Source organism: Amycolatopsis sp. A133 (assembly GCF_031082405.1).
Taxonomy (GTDB): Bacteria; Actinomycetota; Actinomycetes; order Mycobacteriales; family Pseudonocardiaceae; genus Amycolatopsis.
Genome location: NZ_JAVHJU010000004.1, coordinates 78,546 through 99,360, shown reverse-complemented (window position 1 = coordinate 99,360; position 20,815 = coordinate 78,546). Strand labels below are relative to the sequence as shown.

Genomic DNA, 20,815 nt, shown 5'->3' with positions numbered 1-20,815 from the left:
CGCGGTGGTCGAGACCGTCCGCGGCGCCATCGCGCCGGAAGCGCTGGGCCGGGTGCTGATGCACGAGCACCTCTTCGTGCTGAGCCCCGAATTCGTCGCCAACTACCCCGAACACGACGGGTTCCGCGAGGACGAACACGTCCCCGAAGCGATCCGGCGGCTGAAGGAGCTGAAGGACGCCGGGATCGACACGATCGTCGACCCGACGGTGATCGGGCTCGGCCGCTACATCCCGCGCGTGCAGCGGGTCGCCGCCGAGGTCGAGGTCCACATCGTCGTGGCGACCGGGCTCTACACCTACAATGACGTGCCGCACTACCTGCACTTCCGCGGGCCCGGCACGCTGCTGCAGGGCGAGGACCCGCTGGTCGCGATGTTCGTCGGCGACCTGCGCGAGGGCATCGCGGGCACCGGCGTCAAAGCGGGGCTGCTCAAGTGCGCGACGGACGAACCGGGGGTGACGCCCGGCGTCGAGCGCGTGCTGCGCGCCGTCGCGAAGGCACACGTCGAGACGGGCGCGCCGATCATGACCCACACGCACGCCGGCACACGGCGCGGGCTGGAGCAGCAGGCCGTCTTCGAGTCCGAGGGCGTCGACCTGACCCGGGTGCTCATCGGGCACTCGGGCGACTCGACGGACCTGGGGTACCTGACCGAGCTCGCCGACCGCGGATCGCTGCTCGGGATGGACCGGTTCGGCCTGGACCTGCTGCTGCCGTTCGAGGAGCGGGTGAACACGGTCGCGGCGATGTGCGAACGCGGTTACGCGGGCAGCATGGTGCTTTCGCACGACGCGTCCTGCTACATCGACTGGCTCCCCGCGGCGCAGCTGCCCGCAATCGCGCCCAACTGGCACTACCTGCACATCACCCGGGACGTCCTGCCCGCGCTGCGGGAGCGCGGCGTGTCCGAAACGGACATCACGACCATGCTCGTGGACAACCCGCGGCGGTTCCTCTCGTGGCGTTATCCTGGTGCGTCCTGAGAGGGGGTACTGCGGTGACCCGAGCAAGCACCCGCAAGCCGGGCGAGGCCACCGGCGACGACCAGGCGGCCGTTCCCCGGCGGCTGCTGGAGCACGCCACGAAGCTGTTCGCCAAGAAGGGCTTCGACCGCACGTCCGTCCAGGAGATCGTCGAGGCGGCGGGCGTCACCAAGGGCGCGATGTACCACTACTTCGGCTCGAAGGACGACCTGCTCTACGAGATCTACGCCCGGGTGCTGCGCGAGCAGACCCGCCAGCTGGAGAGCGTCGCCTCCTCGGGCGCACCGCTGCGCGAGCGCCTCGCGGCGGCGGCGTCCGACGTGGTGGTGTCCAGCATCGACAACCTCGACGACAACACGATCTTCCTGCAGTCGATGCACCAGCTGTCCCCGGACAAGCAGAAAGCGGTCCGCGCCGAGCGGCGCAAGTACCACGAGCGGTTCCGCGGGCTGATCGAGGAGGGGCAGGCCTCGGGCGAGTTCCGCACGGACAAGCCGGCCGACGTGGTGGTGGACTTCTTCTTCGGGTCGGTGCACCACCTGGGGTCCTGGTACCGGCGGAGCGGGTCGCTGACGGCCCGGCAGATCGGGGACCACTACGCGGACCTGCTGCTGGACGCCCTGAGGCCGCCGGTGGGCTAGTGGCGCCGGAGGTGGTCCAGCAGCAGCGCGCTGACCTCGTCCGGGGCCTCCATCGCCATCCACTGGCTGGCGCCCTCGACGATCTGGAAGCGGTACTCCGCGTCGATGTGGTGGACCGTCTGCTCGGCCGCGCCTTGGCCCAGGTACGGGTCCTCGCGGCCCCACAGGTACAGCGTCGGCACCTTGATGCGGCCCGCCGGGACGTCGAACTCGTCGTTCGTGGCTCCCCGGTACCAATTCAACGTCGCCGTCAGCGCGCCCGGTTCGGAAAGACGGGCCACCGCGCGTTCCACGACGGCTTCCGGAATGCGGCTGTTGTAGACAGCGCGTAATTGTGCGGCTTCGTCGCGTAAGAGGTATTTTTCCGCTCGGCCGACCGCGCGGCGGAAGAAGCGGATGTAGCCGAGGTCGTGGAACTGGCCGTCGTCGGTGGCCGCCGCTCGTTGGAGCGCTGCCGGGTGGGGGGTGGACAGCACCGTCAACGAGCGGAGGCGGTCCGGGTGGGTGGCCGCGAGGACCCAGGCCACCATGCCGCCCCAATCCCGCGCCACCAGGTGGAAGCGGTCCGCTCCCTGGCTGCCGGCGAAGGCCAAGGCGTCGCCGACCAGGTGATCGAGCGTGTAGTGCTCGACGCCGTCCGGGCGCGCGCCGGTGGCGTAACCCCGCTGGTCGACCGCCAGCGCGCGGTAGCCGGCCTCGCCGAGGGCGTGGAGCTGCTCGGTCCAGGCGTCGGCGAACTCGGGCCAGCCGTGCAGCAGCAGGACGAGCTCGCCCGAGGCGGGCCCGGCCGCCAGCGCGCTGTGGTGGTGGCCGCCGACGGTGACGGTCAATTGCTCCAGCGCGCCGGTGTCGGCCGGCGCGACGGCTGTTTCCATGGCGCACAGGTTAGATCCGGGAGTCGACGAGAACCATGGGAAGAAGGGCATTTTTGTCACCCTTTTGCCCGTGAAGTGGCCTGGCTCACAAAATTCTCGCTCAGGTGAGCAAAAACCCCGATCAAAACTGAATGTTCTTCATGAATGCCGGTCGAGCCGCTGGAGGTCCACCACCGCCTTGTCGACCGTGAAGACGTCGGCGGGGATGTTCTTCGCGGGGTCGGTGGCCGCGCCGCCGAGCAGGGAGACGTAGCAGCCGTAATCGATCGCGTACCCGTCGTACAGCCGGCCCGGGCGGCGCGGGTCGACCACGCCGCGCCGGAGGATGTGCAGCAGCCGCGCGTCGCACAGCGTGTCGATCGCCGCCGTGCGCTCGCGGGCGGGCAGGAGGAACGTCCGGCAGCGCCGCCGTCCCACGACTTCGTCGACCAGCAGCCCCAGTACCCGTTCGGCGTCCTCGTCCCGGCTGATGACGGACTGCTTGTCCCGCAGGTACCAGTCCCGCGCCGCCCGCCGGACGTGCGCCAGGGCGATCCTCCCGCCGTGGGCGTGCTGGGCGGCCAGGGCCGCGATGTTGATCGCGTCCCGCGGGACGCCCTCGGCGGCCCGGACGAGCTCCGGGAACGCGCCGCTGTGGAAAGCGGCGTCGACGAACTCGCCGGGCACCGCCGTCCGCAGCATCGAGGCGAGGATCGGCCGGACGTGGCTGGCGAACAGCTCCCGGAAAAACGCCTGCGCCTCCTCCGGCGACTGGTCGAAGACGAGGGCGTCGTCGAGGCTGACGGCGGACGCCGCGTCCGAACCGACCTCGATGCCCAGGTAGTCGTCGTCGAGCGGGACGAAGAAGCGGGCGCGGTGCTCGATGGCGGCGATCTTCACCGTGACCCCGCGGACGGGCAGGACGCTGCGGCGCAGCAGGTCCGCCAGGAACGGCTGCAGGTCCAGCGGCACGCTGCTCCACTCGTCGAGCAGCAGCCACAGCCGGGCGGGCCGGACGCCGTCGGCCACCGCCTGGACGGCGCGGCTCAGCGGGCCGAACAGCACGCGGTGCTGCTCGACACCGGTGCGCTTGCGGCGGTTCGACGCCGTCGCCGACGTCCGGTGCCGTGCGGAAGCCCGGGCACCGCCCTTCGGGGCGATCGACAATTCCGCCGAGCTTTCCCGTTCCACGGCGTCGCCGAAAGTCTGTTCCTGTTCGGTTTCGCCGATGACCTCGACTTCGGTGGCGGCGGAGACCAGCGCGTCGAGCCCGCGCAGCACGGCTTCCTGGTGCGGGGGATTGCCGTCGACGGCGAAGGCGAAAAGCCGGTCGTGCACCGCCTCCAGGGTGTCCACCAGCAATTGGGTGCCGCGCTGGGCCGGGCTCACCGCGGTGTTGGCGTAGAGGCCGCCCGTGGAGCCGATCGTCCGCAGGTCGAGGTAGATCGCGATGTCCCCGGTGCGTTCGAGGAGCTCCTGCAGGTGGAGCAACGCGTGGGTCTTGCCGGTGCCGCGGCGGCCGAAGAGGATCTGGTGATCGGCCGAATTGATCATCGCGGAAAACGATCCCGCGGCGACGTAGGTCGCGGCCAGCGTCGACCGGTCGGCGCTTTCCGCGCGCCGGGGAATGCGCATCAGGGCCTGGTTGAGGTGCATCTGAATGGCCTGCGCCATCGGAGCGGACCTCCCGGCTGATCGCCTCACCGTACGGGCCAGCGTACGGCAGCCGACGCTCCGCCCGGCACGGCCGAATGTGTTGCGCGACGCGGGAACGGCCCGTCCCCGGGCCGGGGACGGGCCGTTTCCGGGAGGTCAGGCGGGCAGGTCGACCAGGTCCGCCAGCCGGGCCCGGTGCCGGCCCGGGGTGCCGAGGGCGATCTCGTCCGCCTTCGCCCGCTTCAGGTACAGGTGCGCCGGGTGCTCCCACGTCATCCCGATGCCGCCGTGCAGCTGGATCGCCTCTTCGGTCGCCTTGACCGCGATCGGCGCGTTGCGGGCCTGGGCCACCGCCACCGCGATCGGCACGTCGGTGCCCGTGGCCAGCGCGTCCGCGGCGTTGCGCGCCGCCGCACGGGCGAGGACCAGGTTCGTGTACAGGTTCGCCAGCCGGTGCTTGAGCGACTGGAACCCGCCGACCGGGCGGCCGAACTGGTACCGCCCCTTGAGGTAGGCCACCGTCTCGGTGAGCGCCCACTCGGCGACGCCCGTCTGCTCGGACGCCAGGATGCCCGCCCCGAACAGCAAGGCGTTCTCCAGCGCCGAAGCCGCCTCCGGGCCCGACGCCACGAGCACCGCGGCCGCGTTCGAGAGCTCCACGTCGGCCACGCGGCGCGTCAGGTCGAACGACACCAGTTCCGACACCGTCGCCGCCGTCGCCTCGACCACGTACAGCCCGGGGCCGTCCGGGCCGGCGGCCGGCACGACCAGCAGGTCCGCCACCGACGCGTCGGCGACCGTGCCGACCCGGCCGGTGAGCGTGCCGTCCGGGTTCGCCGTCACCGACGACGGGAAGCCCGCGCCCGGCGCCGTCGACAGCGGCACGGCCAGCGCGCCGATCGCCTGGCCCGCCGCGAGCCGGCCGACGAAGTCGCGCGCGCCGGCGTGCACCAGTGCCGTCGTCGCCAGCACGACGCTGCCGAGGAACGGCACCGGGGCGACGCTGCGGCCGAGTTCTTCGGCCACGACGGCGACTTCGCGGGCCGACGCGCCGTGGCCGCCCAGCTCCTCCGGCACGGCCAGCCCGGCCACGCCCACCTCGTCGGCCAGCGTGCGCCACAGCTTCAAGTCGTAGCCCTCCGCCGTCTCGACCCGCGCCAGCAGCGCCTCGGGGCCGGCCTTGTCCTTGAGCAGGTCGCGGACCGAGGCGCGCAGATCTTCCTCGACGTCGGAATACAGCAGATCACGCGGGGTTTGACTCATCGGGGGAGGTCCTTCCAGGCGACGTCCTTGTCGACGCGCGGCTCCGAGGGCAGCCCCAGCACGCGCTCGGCGATGATGTTGCGCAGGACCTCCGAGGTGCCGCCCTCGATGGAGTTGCCCTTCGCGCGCAGGTAGCGGTAACCGGCTTCGCGGCCGGTGAAGTCGACGATCGCCGGGCGCCGGAACGTCCAGTCGTCGTAGGCCAGGCCCTCTTCGCCGAGCAGTTCGACCTCCAAGCCGGTGAGCGCCTGGTTCAGTTCCGAGAAGGCGACCTTCATGGCCGAACCCTCCGGCCCCGGCGCGCCCGCCGTCAGCTGCTGGCGCAGCCGGGTGCCGGCCAGCCGCAGCGTCTCCGCCTCGACCCAGTGCTGGACGAGGCGGTCGCGCAGCTCCGGCGTGCGCAGCTCGGGCCGCTCGCGCCAGGTCTTCGCGACGATCCCGATCAGGCCGCCTTCGCGCGGCTGGACGAACCCGCCGATCGCGACGCGCTCGTTCATCAGCGTGGTCTGCGCGACCTTCCAGCCCTCGCCGACCGCGCCGAGGCGCTGGGTGTCCGGGATCCGCACGCCGGTCAGGAACACCTCGTTGAACTCGGCCTCGCCGGTGATCTGGCGCAGCGGCCGGACCTCGACGCCGGGGGCGGTCATGTCGCACAGGAAGTACGTCATGCCCTGGTGCTTCGGCACGTCCGGGTCGGTGCGGGTGACCAGGATCGCCCACTGCGACTCGTGCGCGCCGGAGGTCCACACCTTCTGGCCGGTGACGATCCAGTCGTCACCGTCGCGGACGGCCCGGGTGCCGAGCGCGGCGAGGTCGGAACCGGCGCCGGGCTCGGAGAACAGCTGGCACCACACCTCCTCGCCGGTCCACAGTGGACGCAGGAAGCGCTCGCGCTGCTCCGGTGTGCCGAAGGCGAGGATGGTCGGCGCGGCCATGCCGAGGCCGATGCCGATCCGACGCGGGTTGTTGTCCGGCGCGCCCGCCTCCGTGAACACACTGTCCACAGCGGACTGCAGCGCGCGCGGCGCGTTCTGCCCGCCGAGCCCGGCGGGGAAGTGGATCCAGGCGAGACCGGCGTCGAACCGGGCCCGCAGGAACTCCAGCGGGTCGGTCGTCTTCGGGTCGTGCGAAGCCAGGAACTCGGTCGCCTGGCGGGTCAGGTCTTCGGCGGTGACAGTCACTTCGCGCCCTCCGAGAGGTACTTCTTCAGTTCACGCCGGGCCAGCGAGCGCTTGTGGACCTCGTCCGGCCCGTCGGCCAGGCGCAGGGTGCGGTTGCCCGCCCACATGGCGGCCAGCGGGAAGTCCTGGCTGACGCCGCCCGCGCCGTGCACCTGCACGGCCTTGTCGAGGATCCACTCGACGGCGCTCGGGGTGGAGATCTTGATCGCCTGGATCTCGGTGTGCGCGCCCTGGTTGCCGACGGTGTCCATCAGCCACGCGGTCTTGAGCACCAGCAGCCGCTGCTGCTCGATCTTCACGCGCGATTCGGCGATCCAGTCCTGCACCACACCCTGCTGGGCGATCGGCTTGCCGAACGCCTCCCGCGAGATCGCCCGGCGGCACATGAGCTCCAGTGCCCGCTCGGCCATGCCGATGGCGCGCATGCAGTGGTGGATGCGGCCGGGGCCGAGGCGGGCCTGGGCGATGGCGAACCCGTCGCCCTCGCCGGCGACGAGGTTCTCCACCGGCACGCGGACGTCCTCGAAGAGCACCTCGGCGTGCCCGCCGTGGTCGCTGTCGTCGTAGCCGAAGACGTGCATGCCCCGCTTGACCGTCAGGCCCGGCGTGTCGCGCGGGACCAGGATCATGCTCTGCTGCTTGTGCGGCGCGGCTTCGGGGTCGGTCTTGCCCATGACGATGAAGATCTTGCAGGCGGGGTTCATCGCCCCGGAGATGTACCACTTGCGGCCGTTGACCACGTACTCGTCGCCGTCACGCCGGATCGAGGTCTCGATGTTGCGGGCGTCGGAGGAGGCGACGTCCGGCTCGGTCATCGCGAACGCCGAGCGGATTTCCCCGTTCAGCAGCGGTTCCAGCCACTGCTTCTTCTGGTCGTCGTTGCCGAACATGGCCAGCACTTCCATGTTCCCGGTGTCCGGGGCCGCGCAGTTGACGGCGGTCGGCGCCAGCCGGATGCTGCGGCCGGTGATTTCGGCCAGCGGGGCGTACTGCAGGTTCGTCAGCCCCTGCCCATGCCTGCCGGCATTGGAGGCACCAACACTGCGGTCGCCGGGGAGGAAGAAGTTCCACAGGCCGCGTTTGCGGGCCTCGGCCTTGAGCTCCTCGACGACCGGCGGGATGGCCCACGGGTCGTCGCGTTCGGCGAGCTGCCGCTCGAACACCGGCTCGGCGGGGTAGACGTGCGAGTCCATGAACTCGAGGAGCTGCCCGCGCAGCTCCTCGGTCTTCTCGTCGAACGCGAAGTCCATTTACTTCTCCTCTTTGAGAATCTCGTTGCCGTGCGCGATGAGCGGCACGACCCCGGCCCCGACGCCTTCGAAGCCCGCCCCGACCGTCTGGCCCTTGCCGAAGCGGTAGTGGATGCCTTCCAGGATCACGGCCAGTTTGAAGAACGCGAAGCTGACGTACCAGTTCAGCTGCGAGACGTCCCGCCCGGAGAGTTCCGCGTAGCGGGCGACGACCTCGTCGGTGGCCGGGTAGCCCGGGGCCGAGCTGGCGTTGGACACGAACGGCAGCGACACCTTGTCGCGCTCGGCGTAGGCCACCAGCAGCGCGAGGTCGGTCAGCGGGTCGCCCAGGGTCGACATCTCCCAGTCGAGCACCGCCGAGATCCGGTCTTCGCCGTCGACCAGCACGTTGTCCAGGCGGTAGTCCCCGTGGACGATGGACGGCTCGCCGGACACCGGCACCGCCGCCGCGAGCCGGTCGTGCAGCTCTTCGATGCCGGGGAGGTCACGGCTGCGGGACGCGTCGAGCTGCTTCTTCCAGCGCCGCAGCTGCCGTTCCAGGAAGCCTTCCGGGCGGCCGAAATCGCCCAGCCCGACGGCGGCCGGGTCGACCGCGTGCAGGTCGACGAGCGTGCCGACCAGCGCATCGGCCATCGCCCGGGTGCGGGCCGGGCCGAGCCTGGTCAGCTCGTCCGCGGTCCGGTAGGGCGTGCCCTCGACGAAGCTCATCACGTAGAACGGCGCCCCGACGACGTCGGCGTCCTCGCACAGCAGCAGCGCTTCGGGCACCGGCACGGCGGTGTCGCGCAGGCCGGAGATCACCCGGAACTCGCGGCTCATGTCGTGCGCGGTGGGCAGCACGTGCCCGAGCGGCGGGCGGCGCACCACCCAGCGCGACCGGCCGTCGCCCACCACGTAGGTGAGGTTCGACCGGCCGCCTTCCACGACGTCCGCGGTCAGCTCCCCGGCGACCAGGCCGGGCCGCCGCGCGTCCAGGTGGGCACGCAGGCGGCCCAGGTCGAGACCCGGCGGGTCGGTGCGGCTCATCAAGCCTCCTCACACTGCTTCCAGCCGAGCATACCGACCAGTCGGTATGCAGTACAGCGGGGTCAGCCGACGCAGCTTTCACGTGAAAGCTGCACTTTGCGCCACAAAGCGGAGCTTTCACGTGAAAGCTCCGCCCTTGCGGCTGTCATGCCAGGAACCGGGTCACCCATTCGGCGACGCAGGCGGGCTTCGCCTCGCCGTCGATTTCGACCGTCCACCTCGAGACCGCCTGCTTGCCGCCGGGGATGTCGGTGATCTCCAGCAGCTCCGCCCCGGCGCGCACCTTCGAGCCGACCTTCACCGGCTGGGGGAAGCGGACCTTGTTGAGGCCGTAGTTGATACCCATCTTGATCCCGTTGACCCGGTAGATCTTCGGGCCGAACGCCGACAGCAGCGACAGCGTCAGGAAACCGTGGGCGATGGTGCCGCCGAACGGGCCCGCGGCCGCCATCGGTTCGTCGACGTGGATCCACTGGTGGTCGTCGGTGGCGTCGGCGAACTGGTTCACCCGTTCCTGGGTGATCGTCAGCCACTCGCTGTACCCGAGGTGCTCGCCCGCCGCGGCGGCGAACTCGTCGAGGCTCTGGAACTCCCGCATCGGCCTCAGTCCTTCGGTCCGCCGGCAACGTAGATGACCTGGCCCGAGACGAACCCGGCCCCCTCGCTGACCAGGTACGACGCCAGGTTGGCGATGTCCTCGGGCGTGCCGACGCGCTGCACCGGGATCTGCGACGCGGCCGCCGCCTTGAAGTCCTCGAAGCTCATGCCGAGCCGCTCGGCGGTCGCCGCGGTCATGTCGGTGGCGATGAAGCCCGGCGCGATGGCGTTGGCCGTGACGTTGAACTTGCCCAGCTCGATGGCGAGGGTCTTGGTGAACCCCTGCATGCCGGCCTTCGCCGCGGAGTAGTTGACCTGGCCGCGGTTGCCCAGCGCCGAAGTGCTCGACAGGTTGACGATCCGGCCGTACTTCTGCTCGGTCATGTGCTTCTGCACCGCGCGGGTCATCAGGAACGAGCCCTTGAGGTGCACGCCGAGCACGGAGTCCCACTCCTGCTCGGTCATCTTGAAGATCAGGTTGTCGCGGGTGATGCCGGCGTTGTTGACCAGCACGACCGGCGGGCCGAGCTCGTCGGCGACCCGGGCGACGGCCGCCTCGACCTGCTCGGCGTCGCTGACGTCCAGCGCGACACCGACGGCCTTGCCGCCCTTGGCGACGATCGCCTCGGCACCCTGCTTGACGCCGGCCTCGTCCAGGTCCAGCAGCCCGACGGCGAAGCCGTCATCGGCCAGCCGCGCCGCGACGGCGGCGCCGATGCCGCGGCCGGCACCGGTGACCACGGCGACACGGGAAGGGGAATCGGTCACAGGGGACCTCCTCGTCGTTGAGAAAGCGGGCTCGTGCCCGCGAGCCTACTAAGCGGTTGGTCACTGACGATACGGCCAGCGGCCCGCATTTCGGTGCCAACGTACGCAGATTTCCGCCATCCCGCGTGGTCCGGCCCGGTTTGCCGAGGAAGCCGGGGCCGCGCCGGGACGCCAGTGGCCAACGTCACACGTGGTCGTGGGGGCTTGCCGCCATGCCGCAGCCGCGCGGCCGTCGACCAGCGGCCGCGTCACCGCGTGCAGGGGCCGAAGTAGCGGCACTCGATCAGGGCTCGCGGGTCGAGGGACCGCGCGCGCGGCTCGAGGGTGTCGAGCAGCGCGGCGATCTCGTCCAGGTCCACGACCCCGTCGGCGGTGAAGGGGAAGAACCGCTCCCGCGTGTCGTGCTCGGCGCAGCCGCTGCCGCGGAGGTTGCCCGCCGGGACGACGGTGAAGACCTCGTCGCCCTCGTTGCCGAAGGTGAAGTAGCACTGCAGCCGCACCGGGGTCGTGTCGCCGACGTCGTTGATGGGCAGCCCGCCGTAGGTTTCGGGGTAGTGCCAGCCCGCGTGCACGTCGTTGGTGAACCAGACGCGGGCCGGATCGCTGTCGCCGTCGAGGTGCCAGCCCCGCGCGGTGAGGAACTCGTGCACCCCGAGCTGGCGGGTGACCATGAGGTCGGGCGTGGTCATCGCGGGTCCCTTCGAACGAAGTCGGGTACTCACGCTCAGTGTCGCGCTTGGCGGCTTTCCACGACCGGGTGACCCGCGTCCGGGAAGCGAGACGCCGCGGCGGCTACACGATGCCCGCCGCGATCAGCTGCTGCCAGATCTCGCCCTGGTCGACGACCTCGACGCCGTGCTTTTCGGCCTTGGTCAGCTTGCTCGCCCCGACGTCCGCGCCGGTGATGAGCAGGTCGGTGCTCGCCGAAACCGACGTGGCCGTGGTCGCGCCCGCCTTTTCGCAGAGCCGCTGGAACGTCGGGCGGGGGACCTTCTCGCCGGAGCGGGGGTCGCTGATCGCGCCGGTGACCACCACCGTCTTGCCCGCCAGCGGCGCGCCGGCCGCGACGACCGGCGGCAGGTCCTCCTCGCGCACGTCCAGCGAGACGCCCGCTTTCCGCAGGCGTTCGAGTTCGGGGCGCAGCCGGGTGAGGTGCTCGATCAGCGACGCGGCGACCTTCGGCCCGATGTCCTCCACGGCCACGAGCCCGTCGGCGCCCGCGGCCGCCACGTCTTCCAGGGAGCCGAACCCGGCCCGGCACAGGCGGGCGGCCGTGCCTTCGGACGCCATCGGGATGGCCAGCCCGATCAGCGCCCGGCGCAGGCCGACCGACCGGCTCGCGTCGATCGACTCGATCATCCGCGTCGCCGAGACCTCGCCGATGCGGTCGAACTCCAGCAGCTTTTCCTTCGTCAGCCCGTAGAAGTCCGACGGGTGCTCCAGGATCCCCGCCTCGGCCAGCCGTTCGATCCACACGCCGCCGATGGCGTCGATGTCCGCCGCCGCGCGCGAGGCCCAGTGGATCAGCCGGCGCACGGTCTGCGCCGGGCAGGACACGTTGGTGCAGAACAGTTCCCGGCTGTTGCCCTGCTCGGTCAGCGGCTGCCCGCACGACGGGCACGCGTCCGGCGGGACGATCTCCCGCTCGGCGCCCGTGCGCTTCGAGGCGTCGAGCACGCCGGCGACGAACGGGATCACGTCACCGGCGCGGCGCACCAGCACGGTGTCGCCGATCTTGATGCCGCGGGCGCGGATCACCTCCTGGTTGGCCAGCGTCGCGCGGGTGACCGTGGTCCCGCCCACGAACACCGGTTCCAGCCAGGCGACCGGGGCGATCTTGCCCGTCTTGCCGACGTCCCAGACGACGTCGGCCAGCACGGTGGTCTTCTCCTCGGCGGCGAACTTGAACGCCAGCGCGCCGCGGGGCGAGCTCGACCGGGTGCCGGCCGCCGCGTAGGCGTCCCGGCTCGCCAGCCGCAGCACGGCACCGTCGAGGTCGTAGTCCAGCTCGTTGCGCTGCCGCTCGATCTCGCCGATCACGCTCTGCGCCTCGGCGGCGTCGGCGCAGCGGCGCATGTCGGCCGCGGTGAAACCGAGCGTGTGCAGCGCCCGGCCGAGGTCGGTCTCCGCGCTGTCGGGCTCGGTGTACAGGTCGAAGGCGAAGAACCGCAGGCGCCGCTCGGCGACGGTGGCGGGATCCTTGGCGCGCAGGGTGCCCGCGGCGGCGTTGCGCGGGTTGATCAGCGGCTTGTCCGGGTGGGCGGTGTTGTAGGCGGCGAACGTGGAGCGCAGCATGACGGCCTCGCCGCGGACCTCGACCCGGCCCGGCGCGCCGACCTGCTCCGGGATCCCGTCGGTCAGCGCCCGCACCAGCACCGTGACGTCGTCGCCGGTCGTGCCGTCCCCGCGGGTGACCGCCCGGGCCAGGCGCCCGTTCTCGTAGACGACGGCCAGCGACAGCCCGTCCAGCTTCGGCATGACGACCACCGGCTGGCCGGGGAAGCGGTCGAAGAAGGCCGCGACCTGCTCGGGCTTGGTCGCCTTCTCCAGCGACAGCATCGGGCGCGAGTGCCGGATCGGCGCGTGCAGCACCGCCGGCGCGCCGACCTGGTCGAGGGGGTTCGGGTCGGGCGTGAACGCCGGGTGCGCGCCGATCAGGCTCCGCAGCTCGTCCTCGACCGCGTCGTACTCCGCGTCGGCCACCAGCGGCGAGCCGCGGTAGTAGGCGTCGCGCAGCACCGTGATGCGGTCGGCGAGTTCCTGAATGCGTTCCTGAGCGTCCACGCCCGAGGACGTTACCGGGCACCACCGACAAAAACCGCTTGCCGCCGGTTCCGCGGGTCGCCGACGATGACGGCCATGGCGACCCGACGAGCCGACATGTTCACCGCCGACGGCAGGCCGTCGCCCGACGACCCGCGCGAGCACCGGGTGCGCCTCGGCGACGAGCGCATCACGCTCGCCGAATCCCTGCGCTGCCTGCGCCTCACGCTGGAGCTGAAGTGCGCCGGTCTCGACGCCGAGGCGATGGCGAAGCGGGCGGTGGAGCCGTCGACGATGTCGCTGCTCGGCCTGGTCCGGCACCTGGCCGAGGTGGAGCGGGCGACCTTCCGGGTGCTGCTGGCGGGCCAGGACGTCCCCCGGCTCTACTGCACCGGCGCCGACCGCGACGCCGATTTCGACGGCGCCGTGGCGGATCCGGCGGTCGTGGCGCAGGCGTGGGCGGCGTGGCGGGCGGAGGCGGACTTCGCGACGCGGTTCGTGGCCGAAGCACCGAGCCTCGACGTCGGTGCCGAAGACCCGGCGAACCGCCACGGCAGCGGCGGCGGGCCGATTTCGCTGCGCGAGGCGCTCGTCGGCCTGATCGAGGAATACGCCCGCCACCTCGGGCACGTCGACCTCCTGCGCGAACGGATCGACGGCCGCCTCGGCCAGTGAACCCGGTGTGCTGGAGGAACTGCGGGTTTACGATCAAGATCATGCGATTCGCCATCAAGACTTCGCCCCAGAACACCGAATGGGCCGGCATGCTCGCCGTGTGGCAGGCCGCGGACGAAATCGAGCTGTTCGAGTCCGGCTGGACCTTCGACCACTTCTATCCCATTTTCTCCGATTCGACCGGCCCGTGCCTGGAGGGCTGGGTGACGCTCACCGCGCTCGCCCAGGCGACCAAGCGGCTGCGGCTCGGCACCTTGGTCAGCGGCATCCACTACCGCCACCCCGCGCTGCTGGCGAACATGGCCGCGACGCTCGACATCGTCTCCGGCGGGCGGCTGGAGATCGGCGTCGGCGCGGGCTGGAACGAGGAGGAGTCGGGCGCCTACGGCATGGAGCTGGGCTCGATCAAGGCGCGCAGCGACCGGTTCGAGGAAGCCTGCGAGGTCCTCGTCGGGCTGCTGACGCAGGAGACCACGACCTTCCGCGGCGAGCACTACCAGCTGACCGACGCCCGCTGCGAGCCGAAGGGCGTGCAGCGGCCGCACCCGCCGATCTGCATCGGCGGGAGCGGCGAGAAGCGCACCCTGCGCACGGCCGCGAAGTACGCCCAGCACTGGAACTTCGTCGGCGGCACGCCCGAGGAGTTCGCCCGCAAGCGTGACGTGCTGCACCGCCACTGCGCGGACGTCGGCCGCGACCCGGCCGAGATCACGCTGTCCTCGCACGTGCGCCTCGAGCCGGACCTCGACTACACGAAGGTCGCCGCCGAAGCCGAGGCACTCGGCGAAGCCGGCGTGGACCTGGCGATCGTCTACCTGCCGCCGCCGCACACCCCGGCCGTGCTGGAGCCGCTGGCGAAGGCGCTCGAGCCGCTGCGCTGACCCCGCGGCCGGGTTCAGGCCGGCGCCCCCAGCGCGGCGACGGCCGCGGCGATGCCGCCGGAGTCGTAGCTGCCGGTGGGCAGGGCCGCGCCGTGCGCGTGGCGGACCACGCCGTGGACGTCGACGAGGATGCTGCCGGACCGCTGCAGCGCGCCGAAGACCGTGCGGCTGAGCCCGACCAGCTCGTGGGGCGAGCCGCGACGGCCGGTGAGGACCGGGAACGGGATCCGGTGCTTCGCCCGCCACGCGGCCGCCGTCGCGCGGTCCTCGGGGACGGCGATCAGGACCCGGACCCCGGCCGCCGGCAGCGCGGCGTCCTCGGCGAGGGCGCGGACGTGCCGGCGGCAGACCGGGCACGTCGTCGACCGCATGAAGTAGAGCAGCACCGCGTGCCGGCCCCGGTGGTCGGCGAGGCGGACGGTCTGCCCGTCGGTGTCTTCCAGCACCAGCTCCGGTGCGGGTGATCCGGCTTCGAGCACGAGGGTTCCTTTCGTGGTTCAGACGGTGGGAGAGCCGTGCAGCCGGGCCCGGACGGCCGTCCGGGCCCGGTGCAGGTGGGACTTCATCGCCGCGGTGCTCAGCCCGAGCGCGTCGGCGACCGCTCGTCCCGGGTGCCCCAGGACGTCACGCATGATCAGGACCCGGCGCTGGACGTCCGGCAGCGCCCGGATGGCTTCGGCGACGCGCTCGGCTTCGAGGCGCCTGAGGACCTCGTCCTCGGCCGACGCCGCGAGGCCGGGCTCGGCGCCGTCGTCGAGCAGGCGCCGGGCGCGGCGCAGGCACTCGTTCCGCACGATCCGGAACATCCAGGAGGCCAGCGCCGCCGCGGCCCGCAGCGAGCCGATCTTGCGGTAGAGGACGATCAGGGCCTCCTGCGCCGCGTCTTCGGCGTCCTGCGGCGACGCGCAGAGGTGGTCGGCGAAGCGCCGCACGTGCGGATGGGCCCCGTGCACCACCGCCGTGATCGACTCCGGTCCCCGCCCTGCGCGGCTTCCACGAGCTGCTCGCTGACCCACCCCATCGCACCTCTCCCTCTCGACGTGACACCCATAAGAGGGGACGGCACCGCCAAAGGATTCACCGCCGTCCCGCGGCCGGGGCGGCCGCGGTTCAGCGGGGGTGCGGTGCCGGGAGCCCCGCCGCGGTCAGTGCGTCCCAAAGGGGCTTCGCGCGGTACCGGCGGGCGCCCAGGCCTTCGACGAACTGGCAGCCGTAGCCGGCGGCGGTCAGGGTCGTCGTCCGGCCCTGGACGTCGACGAACCGCAGCTCGAAGCCCGGTCCCAGGTCGAGGGTGCAGGCCACGTCCCCCGGCGGGGTGGGCAGCGAGCACGCGGCGGCGGCGATCTTCCTGATCGCGGCCGGGTCCGTGGTGCGGTGTTCGTCCGGCGGGGCGGGGGTGCGGCCCGGGAGGGAGGGCAGCGCCGGGAACAGCGGGCCGCGGTCGACGAGTTCCCGGGGTTCGTACGAGGGGGAGCACAGCGGCTCCCCGCCGCCGGCCCCCTGCTCGCCGCGGCCGCACGCGGCGGCGGAAAGAACGAGGAACAGCACGCCCGAAACGGCGGCCTGCTTGCGCATGGGGGCCCCTCCTTGGCTCGTCGCTTCCCGGACGGGACGGCCCGCGTGCCGGGTTGCACCGGGTGCCGCCGAAGGTCACCGGAGGCGGGGACGGACGACCGCGCCCCGGCTGATCCGGGACCTCTCCGGGGGTGGGGAACGACGCGGCCCGAGAGCCACCGGCGGGTCAGGCCGCGCGGTGCCGCCCGGCGGGCCGTCGTGGGAACCGCGGGCGGGCCGGCGCCGGTGCCTCCGGGGCGTCCGGTCCGGGCAGCGTCGCGTCGTCGCCGGTGTCCAGAGCGCCGGCTGTCAGCGGTGCGGGCGCGGGCCGGCGGCGGTGTTCGCGGTGGACCACGACCAGCAGGACCAGGCCGACCAGCAGCAGGCCGTGGCTGAGCAGGCGGCCGGGGCCGACCTCGCCGCCGGAGGCGTCGACCACCGACACGGCGGTGAGCACCAGGGCGAAGCCGCCGAACAGGGGCAGCTGGGCGCCGGCGGCCCGGGGGTGCAGGGCCGCCCACAGCAATCCGATCCCGAGCGCCAGGTTCCAGGCGGCGCTCTCGTTGCCCAAGTGGATCGCGGGCACGCCGCCGGAGTGCCCGGTGTGCCCGCCGCCGGGTAGCAGGAACTCGGCGAACCCGAGCCCGGACTGGACGAGCCCGACCGTCGCCAGCGCGATCCGGGCCGTCCACTTCTCCCGCGCGGGCGGTGGCGCCGCGGCGAGGATCGCGGCCGTGAGGTCGGGCACCACCGGCGCCCGGCGCAGCATGGACCGGCGCAGCCGGGTGGCCTCCTCCTGCCAGGCCCGGCACGCGGCACAGCCGCCGAGGTGGCGGTCCACCTCCGCTCCGGGCAGGGGGCCGGGCTCGCCGTCCATCGCGGCCGAGAGCGATTCTCGGAAAAGTGCGCAGTCCACGACCAGGTAGTCGGCCACGAGCCCGTCCCGGTTCCAGCGGATCGGGCCGCCGGGCCGCGAACCTCCACTGTGGATGCCGCGGGTGAACCGGACCGGTCCGCCGGCCGTGTGGGGGAACGGGTGCGGAGCGGAAAGCACGGGAGAGCTGCTGGTGACTGCCATCGACGAAAGCCGGCGAGCCGGGCGCCGTGACCGGGACGGGCGAACCGGCTGGAACGTCGATCCCGTCCTCGTCCTCACCCTTGTCCTCCTGGCCGGGTTCCTGCTGCAGGGTCCGGTCCGGCGGCTGCTGGCCATGCCGGTGCTGCAGAGCTGGCTGACGGTGTTCGTGGCGGTGGTCGTGCAGGCGCTGCCGTTCCTGGTCGTCGGCGTGCTGCTGTCGGCCGGGCTCGCCGTCTTCGTGCCGCCGTCGTTCTTCGCCCGCGTGCTGCCGAAACGGCCGTCGGTGGCGGTGCCGGTCGCCGGGCTGGCCGGGGCCGTCCTGCCCGGCTGCGAATGCGCGTCGGTGCCGGTGGCCGGCGCGCTGGTGCGCGGCGGCGTGACACCCTCGGCCGCGGTGGCCTTCCTGCTGTCGGCGCCGGCGATCAACCCGGTGGTGCTGACCGCGACGGCGGTCGCGTTCCCCGGGCAGCCGCGGATGGTCGTCGCCCGGTTCGCGGCGAGTCTCGCGGCGTCGTGCGTGATGGGCTGGTTGTGGCAGCGGCTCGGCCGTCCGGACTGGCTGCGCCTGCGCGCCCGGGCCCACGGACACGGCGAAGGCGACGGCGAAGGCGACGGCGAAGGCAAGGCCGAGGCGTTCTGGGGATCGGTGCGCCACGACGTCATGCACGCGGGCGGGTTCCTCGTCGGCGGCGCGATGGCCGCCGCCACCCTCAAGGCCGTGGTGCCGCCGGGCTGGCTGTACGCCGCGGCCGGCCACCCCGTCGTGGCGGTGCTGGCCCTGTCCGTGCTCGCGGTGCTGCTGTCGATCTGCTCGGAGGCCGACGCGTTCGTCGCGTCGTCGCTGACGCAGTTCTCACCGACCGCGCGGCTGGCGTTCCTGGTGGTGGGCCCGATGATCGACCTGAAGCTGTTCGGCATGCAGGCCGCCACGTTCGGCCGCGGGTTCGCGCTGCGGTTCGCCCCGGTGACGTTCGTCGTGGCGGCCGGAACGGCGGTCCTGACCGGGGCGGTGCTGCTGTGAACCGGACGGTGCAGGCGATCCTGCTGTTCCTCGTCGGCGGCGTCCTGCTCCACGCCGGCGTGACGGGGCTGTACCTGCGCTACGTCAAGGCCGGCCTGCGGCCCTTGGTGCTGGTGGCCGGGGTGGTGCTGGTGATCGCGGCCATCACCACCGTCTTCTACGCGCGGCGCCGCCCGGCGGGGCAGCCGGGCCCCCGGATCTCGTGGCTGCTGGTGCTGCCGGTGTTCGCGCTGGTCCTGGCCGCACCTCCGGCACTGGGTTCCTACAGCGCGATGCGCACGGGCACGGCGGTGACGGCACCGCGGATCGTCGCCCCGCTCCCGGAGGGCAACCCCGTCCGCCTGACGGTGATCGGATACGCGGACCGCGCGGTCTACGACCACGGCCGGTCACTGGCCGGCCGGACGGTGACGATCACCGGGTTCGTCGCGTTCGACCGGGCCGGCGCCCCGTACCTGGTCCGCATGCTCCTCAACTGCTGCGCCGCGGACGCCCAGCCCGTGAAGATCGGCCTGGCGGGGCTGGTGCCCCCGGTGCTGCAGCCCGACTCGTGGCTCGAGGTCACCGGGAGGTACACCGCCGAGCAGGCAAAGGATCCGGTGAACGGCGGGGCGGTTCCGTTCCTCGAGGTCGAGCAGGCCCGGCCCGTGGCGGCGCCGGCCGACCCTTACGAGAGCCTCGGTTAGCAGTGGTCAAGGCGGTTGCGGCCACGCCGTGGTAGCCGAACGCGCGCCGGCGGGCGATCCCCGGCTCGGCCACCCACCGGGCGGCCGAGCCGATCGTCACCTTCCCGCCTGCGGGCCGATCATCGAGTTCACGTCGATCGGGTTCGGGATCGCGCCCAGCTGGAGGAGCAGGTCCGGGACCCGCTGCAGGCGGCGGGCGTCCAGGATCGAGCCGTAGCCCGGCAGGGTCAGCAGCTTCGCCGTGTCCTCGTCGATCTTGGCGAAGCGCACCAGCAGCGGCTCGACCTTGGCGCGGTCGTTCGTCGCGTCGTGGGTGGCCCGCTGCATCGCCCGCTGGAACGCGGACAGCGTCTTCGGGTTCTCGCGGACCCACTTCGTCGTCGCGCCGTAGCCGGTCAGCGGGAAGTCCTGGGTTGCGCCCGTGTTGATGTCGATCACGGGGATCGCGCCGGCCGTCTGGGCGGCCTGCGTGATGTACGGCTCCGGCAGGTACGCGGCGTCGGCCTGGCCCTGCTGCAGCGCCGCGGCGATGTTGGGCAGCTGGATCAGCACCCATTTCACCTTGCCGAAATCGACGTTGTGATCCTGCATCACCGAGCGGGTCAGCAGATCCGAAGCCGTGTTCTTGGCCGTGATGGCGATCTTCTTGCCCGCCAGGTCGAAGATTGTTTTCACCGGTGAATTCGGCACCGTGACGATCGCATTCGACTTCGCGTTGACCGACGTCGCGTCGGCCACCAGCTGCATGTCGGCGGCGCCGGTGCTCTTCGCGGTGAAGAACGGCGGATAGGTCGAAAACGCGATGTCGGCGTCGCCCGAGATCGATTTCGCCAACGAGGCCTGGCCGCTGGACGCGACGACCGATTCGACCGTGAGGCCCTCGTCCTTGAAGTAGCCGCTGTCCTGGGCCAGCCAGAACGGCGCGAGGTCGGTGGTGGGCAGGATCGAGATCTTCAGCGTCGGCTTTTCCAGGCCGCTGCCGCTCGAGGAGGCGTTCGAGCCGTCCGGACCGAGTGCGCCGCAACCGGTGGCGGTCATGACGGCCGCGAGGGCGAGGGCGACGTGACGGGCGCGAACCCGGCCACTGCGCCTGGTGATTCCAAACAAGGCCTGCTCCTGGAAGGAGGTGACGGTTGATGTACCGAATCCAACGGAGGTGCGTTAATTATTCGCCGGCGTCAGGCAGGACACTGTAGGGACCCCGTCAACACTTGACAATCCGTGGTGTGGGCCCCGGTGAGGATTTCACCAGAATGGCGGCACGAATGCTTGATCGAGGATCTTGTATTCGAATACCGATCATGGAATGTTTCTACGAATCACTTCGGCTGGAAGGTTGCAGGCCACTGATCCGCGAAAGGAGGGCTGCCGGGATCGCGGATTCCGGCCGGCCCGGCCGGCCTGTGCGGCGCCCCTGCGGACCGGGGGCGAGCCGATCGCCGTGGTCTGGACCGCGTGGCCCGACCCGTCGCGGGCTGTGGTCCCCGGCCGGCCCGGCGGGGGTGCCGGGGCCGCCGGTGAAGTGCGGAAAACGTGGCCGGAGCGCCTCGGCCGAAGCGGAAAACAACGGATCGGCGGCGACATTCCGCGGCGGTGAACGCGGCGCCTTACCGCAAATCGAAACCGGACCGGCTGGAGTCTATTTACGGTGGACGCGGCGTCGTCGAAAACGTCGAACGCCTTGTTCGCGGGCGTGGAGCGGCCCGGGCTCCGGCCGTGGATGTGACGGCTTCCCTTGATCCGCAACGAAAAATTCGCCGGGCCACCCGGGGCCGGGCCTCGCTCCGTCCGGCCGGGCCACGCCCGCCGGCCCTGGTGGCCGGACCGCCGATGCCGGGGCGGGGAATCACGCCCGGGTCACGAATCGGCGCATTTGTCGAATGGGGTATTTCCCGGAGGGGAAGTCCCGGCCAACTCCGGCCGACGATCCGGGTTT

At 71.9% G+C, this 20,815-nt stretch carries 20 protein-coding genes and 1 pseudogene; 6 read left to right on the top strand and 15 right to left on the bottom strand.

The features are described 5' to 3' along the window. Window positions 1–4 precede the first annotated feature (4 nt). Together Q5425_RS04845 and Q5425_RS04840 are read left to right on the top strand one after the other, a co-directional pair. Complete coding sequence (locus Q5425_RS04845; protein WP_308670867.1) at window positions 5–985, top strand: phosphotriesterase-related protein; 981 nt, start codon at window positions 5–7, stop codon at window positions 983–985. A 14-nt stretch (window positions 986–999) separates the two neighbouring features. Then, on the top strand, window positions 1,000–1,626 hold the full coding sequence (locus tag Q5425_RS04840; protein ID WP_308670866.1) for a TetR/AcrR family transcriptional regulator: 627 nt from the start codon (window positions 1,000–1,002) through the stop codon (window positions 1,624–1,626). On the opposite strand, the gene Q5425_RS04835 is transcribed toward Q5425_RS04840, so the two are convergent. The 10 genes from Q5425_RS04835 to ligA all read right to left on the bottom strand — a co-directional run bounded on the left by Q5425_RS04835 (window position 1,623) and on the right by ligA (window position 13,005). After that, a complete protein-coding gene (locus Q5425_RS04835) occupies window positions 1,623–2,501 on the bottom strand; it encodes an alpha/beta hydrolase (protein WP_308670865.1) in 879 nt (292 codons plus the stop codon). The two genes, Q5425_RS04840 and Q5425_RS04835, sit on opposite strands and share 4 nt — an antisense overlap. 138 nt (window positions 2,502–2,639) lie before the next feature. Then, entirely contained in the window at window positions 2,640–4,154 is a 1,515-nt protein-coding gene (locus tag Q5425_RS04830; protein WP_308670864.1) for a hypothetical protein, read from the bottom strand. 138 nt (window positions 4,155–4,292) lie between these two features. Continuing rightward, window positions 4,293–5,399, bottom strand: a complete 1,107-nt coding sequence (locus tag Q5425_RS04825; RefSeq protein WP_308670863.1) for an acyl-CoA dehydrogenase family protein — start codon at window positions 5,397–5,399, stop codon at window positions 4,293–4,295. Beyond that, window positions 5,396–6,580 carry an acyl-CoA dehydrogenase family protein gene (locus tag Q5425_RS04820; RefSeq protein WP_308670862.1) on the bottom strand — a complete coding sequence of 395 codons (1,185 nt, stop codon included), beginning with the start codon at window positions 6,578–6,580 and terminating at the stop codon, window positions 5,396–5,398. The genes Q5425_RS04825 and Q5425_RS04820 overlap by 4 nt, the downstream gene beginning before the upstream one ends. Continuing rightward, complete coding sequence (locus Q5425_RS04815) at window positions 6,577–7,830, bottom strand: acyl-CoA dehydrogenase family protein (protein ID WP_308670861.1); 1,254 nt, start codon at window positions 7,828–7,830, stop codon at window positions 6,577–6,579. The genes Q5425_RS04820 and Q5425_RS04815 overlap by 4 nt, the downstream gene beginning before the upstream one ends. Continuing rightward, a complete protein-coding gene (locus Q5425_RS04810) occupies window positions 7,831–8,856 on the bottom strand; it encodes a phosphotransferase family protein (protein ID WP_308670860.1) in 1,026 nt (341 codons plus the stop codon). 145 nt (window positions 8,857–9,001) lie between these two features. Next, window positions 9,002–9,454, bottom strand: a complete 453-nt coding sequence (locus Q5425_RS04805) for a MaoC family dehydratase (protein WP_308670859.1) — start codon at window positions 9,452–9,454, stop codon at window positions 9,002–9,004. Between the two features lie 5 nt (window positions 9,455–9,459). Further along, the gene (fabG, locus tag Q5425_RS04800) at window positions 9,460–10,221 is read right to left on the bottom strand and encodes a 3-oxoacyl-ACP reductase FabG (protein ID WP_308670858.1); all 762 of its coding nucleotides are present in this window, start codon (window positions 10,219–10,221) and stop codon (window positions 9,460–9,462) included. A gap of 248 nt (window positions 10,222–10,469) precedes the next feature. Further along, entirely contained in the window at window positions 10,470–10,910 is a 441-nt protein-coding gene (locus Q5425_RS04795) for a hypothetical protein (protein WP_308670857.1), read from the bottom strand. 103 nt (window positions 10,911–11,013) lie between these two features. Beyond that, complete coding sequence (ligA, locus tag Q5425_RS04790) at window positions 11,014–13,005, bottom strand: NAD-dependent DNA ligase LigA (RefSeq protein ID WP_308670856.1); 1,992 nt, start codon at window positions 13,003–13,005, stop codon at window positions 11,014–11,016. A 75-nt stretch (window positions 13,006–13,080) separates the two neighbouring features. Here ligA and Q5425_RS04785 point away from each other — a divergent pair, with 75 nt between their 5' ends. Next, window positions 13,081–13,659 (top strand): DinB family protein, encoded by a 579-nt coding sequence (locus tag Q5425_RS04785; protein WP_308670855.1) that lies wholly within the window; start codon window positions 13,081–13,083, stop codon window positions 13,657–13,659. A gap of 41 nt (window positions 13,660–13,700) precedes the next feature. After that, window positions 13,701–14,540 (top strand): LLM class F420-dependent oxidoreductase, encoded by an 840-nt coding sequence (locus Q5425_RS04780; RefSeq protein WP_308670854.1) that lies wholly within the window; start codon window positions 13,701–13,703, stop codon window positions 14,538–14,540. Window positions 14,541–14,554: 14 nt separating this feature from the next. Here the strand turns inward: Q5425_RS04780 and Q5425_RS04775 are convergent, their stop codons facing one another. The 4 genes and pseudogenes from Q5425_RS04775 to Q5425_RS04760 all read right to left on the bottom strand — a co-directional run bounded on the left by Q5425_RS04775 (window position 14,555) and on the right by Q5425_RS04760 (window position 17,172). Beyond that, on the bottom strand, window positions 14,555–15,019 hold the full coding sequence (locus Q5425_RS04775; protein ID WP_308670853.1) for a peroxiredoxin family protein: 465 nt from the start codon (window positions 15,017–15,019) through the stop codon (window positions 14,555–14,557). An 18-nt stretch (window positions 15,020–15,037) separates the two neighbouring features. Then, window positions 15,038–15,561 (bottom strand): annotated as a pseudogene (locus Q5425_RS04770) (RNA polymerase sigma factor). Between the two features lie 89 nt (window positions 15,562–15,650). After that, a complete protein-coding gene (locus Q5425_RS04765; RefSeq protein ID WP_308670852.1) occupies window positions 15,651–16,115 on the bottom strand; it encodes a hypothetical protein in 465 nt (154 codons plus the stop codon). Between the two features lie 166 nt (window positions 16,116–16,281). Then, window positions 16,282–17,172: a zf-HC2 domain-containing protein gene (locus Q5425_RS04760; protein ID WP_308670851.1), complete on the bottom strand. Its 891-nt coding sequence runs from the start codon at window positions 17,170–17,172 to the stop codon at window positions 16,282–16,284. Between Q5425_RS04760 and Q5425_RS04755 the strand changes: the two genes are divergently transcribed. Together Q5425_RS04755 and Q5425_RS04750 are read left to right on the top strand one after the other, a co-directional pair. Beyond that, on the top strand, window positions 17,162–18,193 hold the full coding sequence (locus tag Q5425_RS04755) for a permease (protein ID WP_308670850.1): 1,032 nt from the start codon (window positions 17,162–17,164) through the stop codon (window positions 18,191–18,193). The two genes, Q5425_RS04760 and Q5425_RS04755, sit on opposite strands and share 11 nt — an antisense overlap. After that, window positions 18,190–18,879: a TIGR03943 family putative permease subunit gene (locus Q5425_RS04750; protein WP_308670849.1), complete on the top strand. Its 690-nt coding sequence runs from the start codon at window positions 18,190–18,192 to the stop codon at window positions 18,877–18,879. The genes Q5425_RS04755 and Q5425_RS04750 overlap by 4 nt, the downstream gene beginning before the upstream one ends. Before the next feature lie 96 nt (window positions 18,880–18,975). Here the strand turns inward: Q5425_RS04750 and Q5425_RS04745 are convergent, their stop codons facing one another. Next, window positions 18,976–19,917, bottom strand: a complete 942-nt coding sequence (locus Q5425_RS04745) for an ABC transporter substrate-binding protein (protein WP_308670848.1) — start codon at window positions 19,915–19,917, stop codon at window positions 18,976–18,978. Window positions 19,918–20,815: the final 898 nt, after the last annotated feature.

Coding starts and splice junctions, on each gene's coding strand:
- Q5425_RS04810 (WP_308670860.1), bottom strand. CDS start 8,856: ATGAGCCGCACCGACCCGCCGGGTCTCGACCTGGGCCGCCTGCGTGCC.
- Q5425_RS04830 (WP_308670864.1), bottom strand. CDS start 4,154: ATGGCGCAGGCCATTCAGATGCACCTCAACCAGGCCCTGATGCGCATT.
- Q5425_RS04745 (WP_308670848.1), bottom strand. CDS start 19,917: ATGACCGCCACCGGTTGCGGCGCACTCGGTCCGGACGGCTCGAACGCC.
- Q5425_RS04785 (WP_308670855.1), top strand. CDS start 13,081: ATGGCGACCCGACGAGCCGACATGTTCACCGCCGACGGCAGGCCGTCG.
- Q5425_RS04795 (WP_308670857.1), bottom strand. CDS start 10,910: ATGACCACGCCCGACCTCATGGTCACCCGCCAGCTCGGGGTGCACGAG.
- Q5425_RS04835 (WP_308670865.1), bottom strand. CDS start 2,501: ATGGAAACAGCCGTCGCGCCGGCCGACACCGGCGCGCTGGAGCAATTG.
- Q5425_RS04815 (WP_308670861.1), bottom strand. CDS start 7,830: ATGGACTTCGCGTTCGACGAGAAGACCGAGGAGCTGCGCGGGCAGCTC.
- Q5425_RS04780 (WP_308670854.1), top strand. CDS start 13,701: ATGCGATTCGCCATCAAGACTTCGCCCCAGAACACCGAATGGGCCGGC.
- Q5425_RS04760 (WP_308670851.1), bottom strand. CDS start 17,172: ATGGCAGTCACCAGCAGCTCTCCCGTGCTTTCCGCTCCGCACCCGTTC.
- Q5425_RS04805 (WP_308670859.1), bottom strand. CDS start 9,454: ATGCGGGAGTTCCAGAGCCTCGACGAGTTCGCCGCCGCGGCGGGCGAG.
- Q5425_RS04765 (WP_308670852.1), bottom strand. CDS start 16,115: ATGCGCAAGCAGGCCGCCGTTTCGGGCGTGCTGTTCCTCGTTCTTTCC.
- Q5425_RS04825 (WP_308670863.1), bottom strand. CDS start 5,399: ATGAGTCAAACCCCGCGTGATCTGCTGTATTCCGACGTCGAGGAAGAT.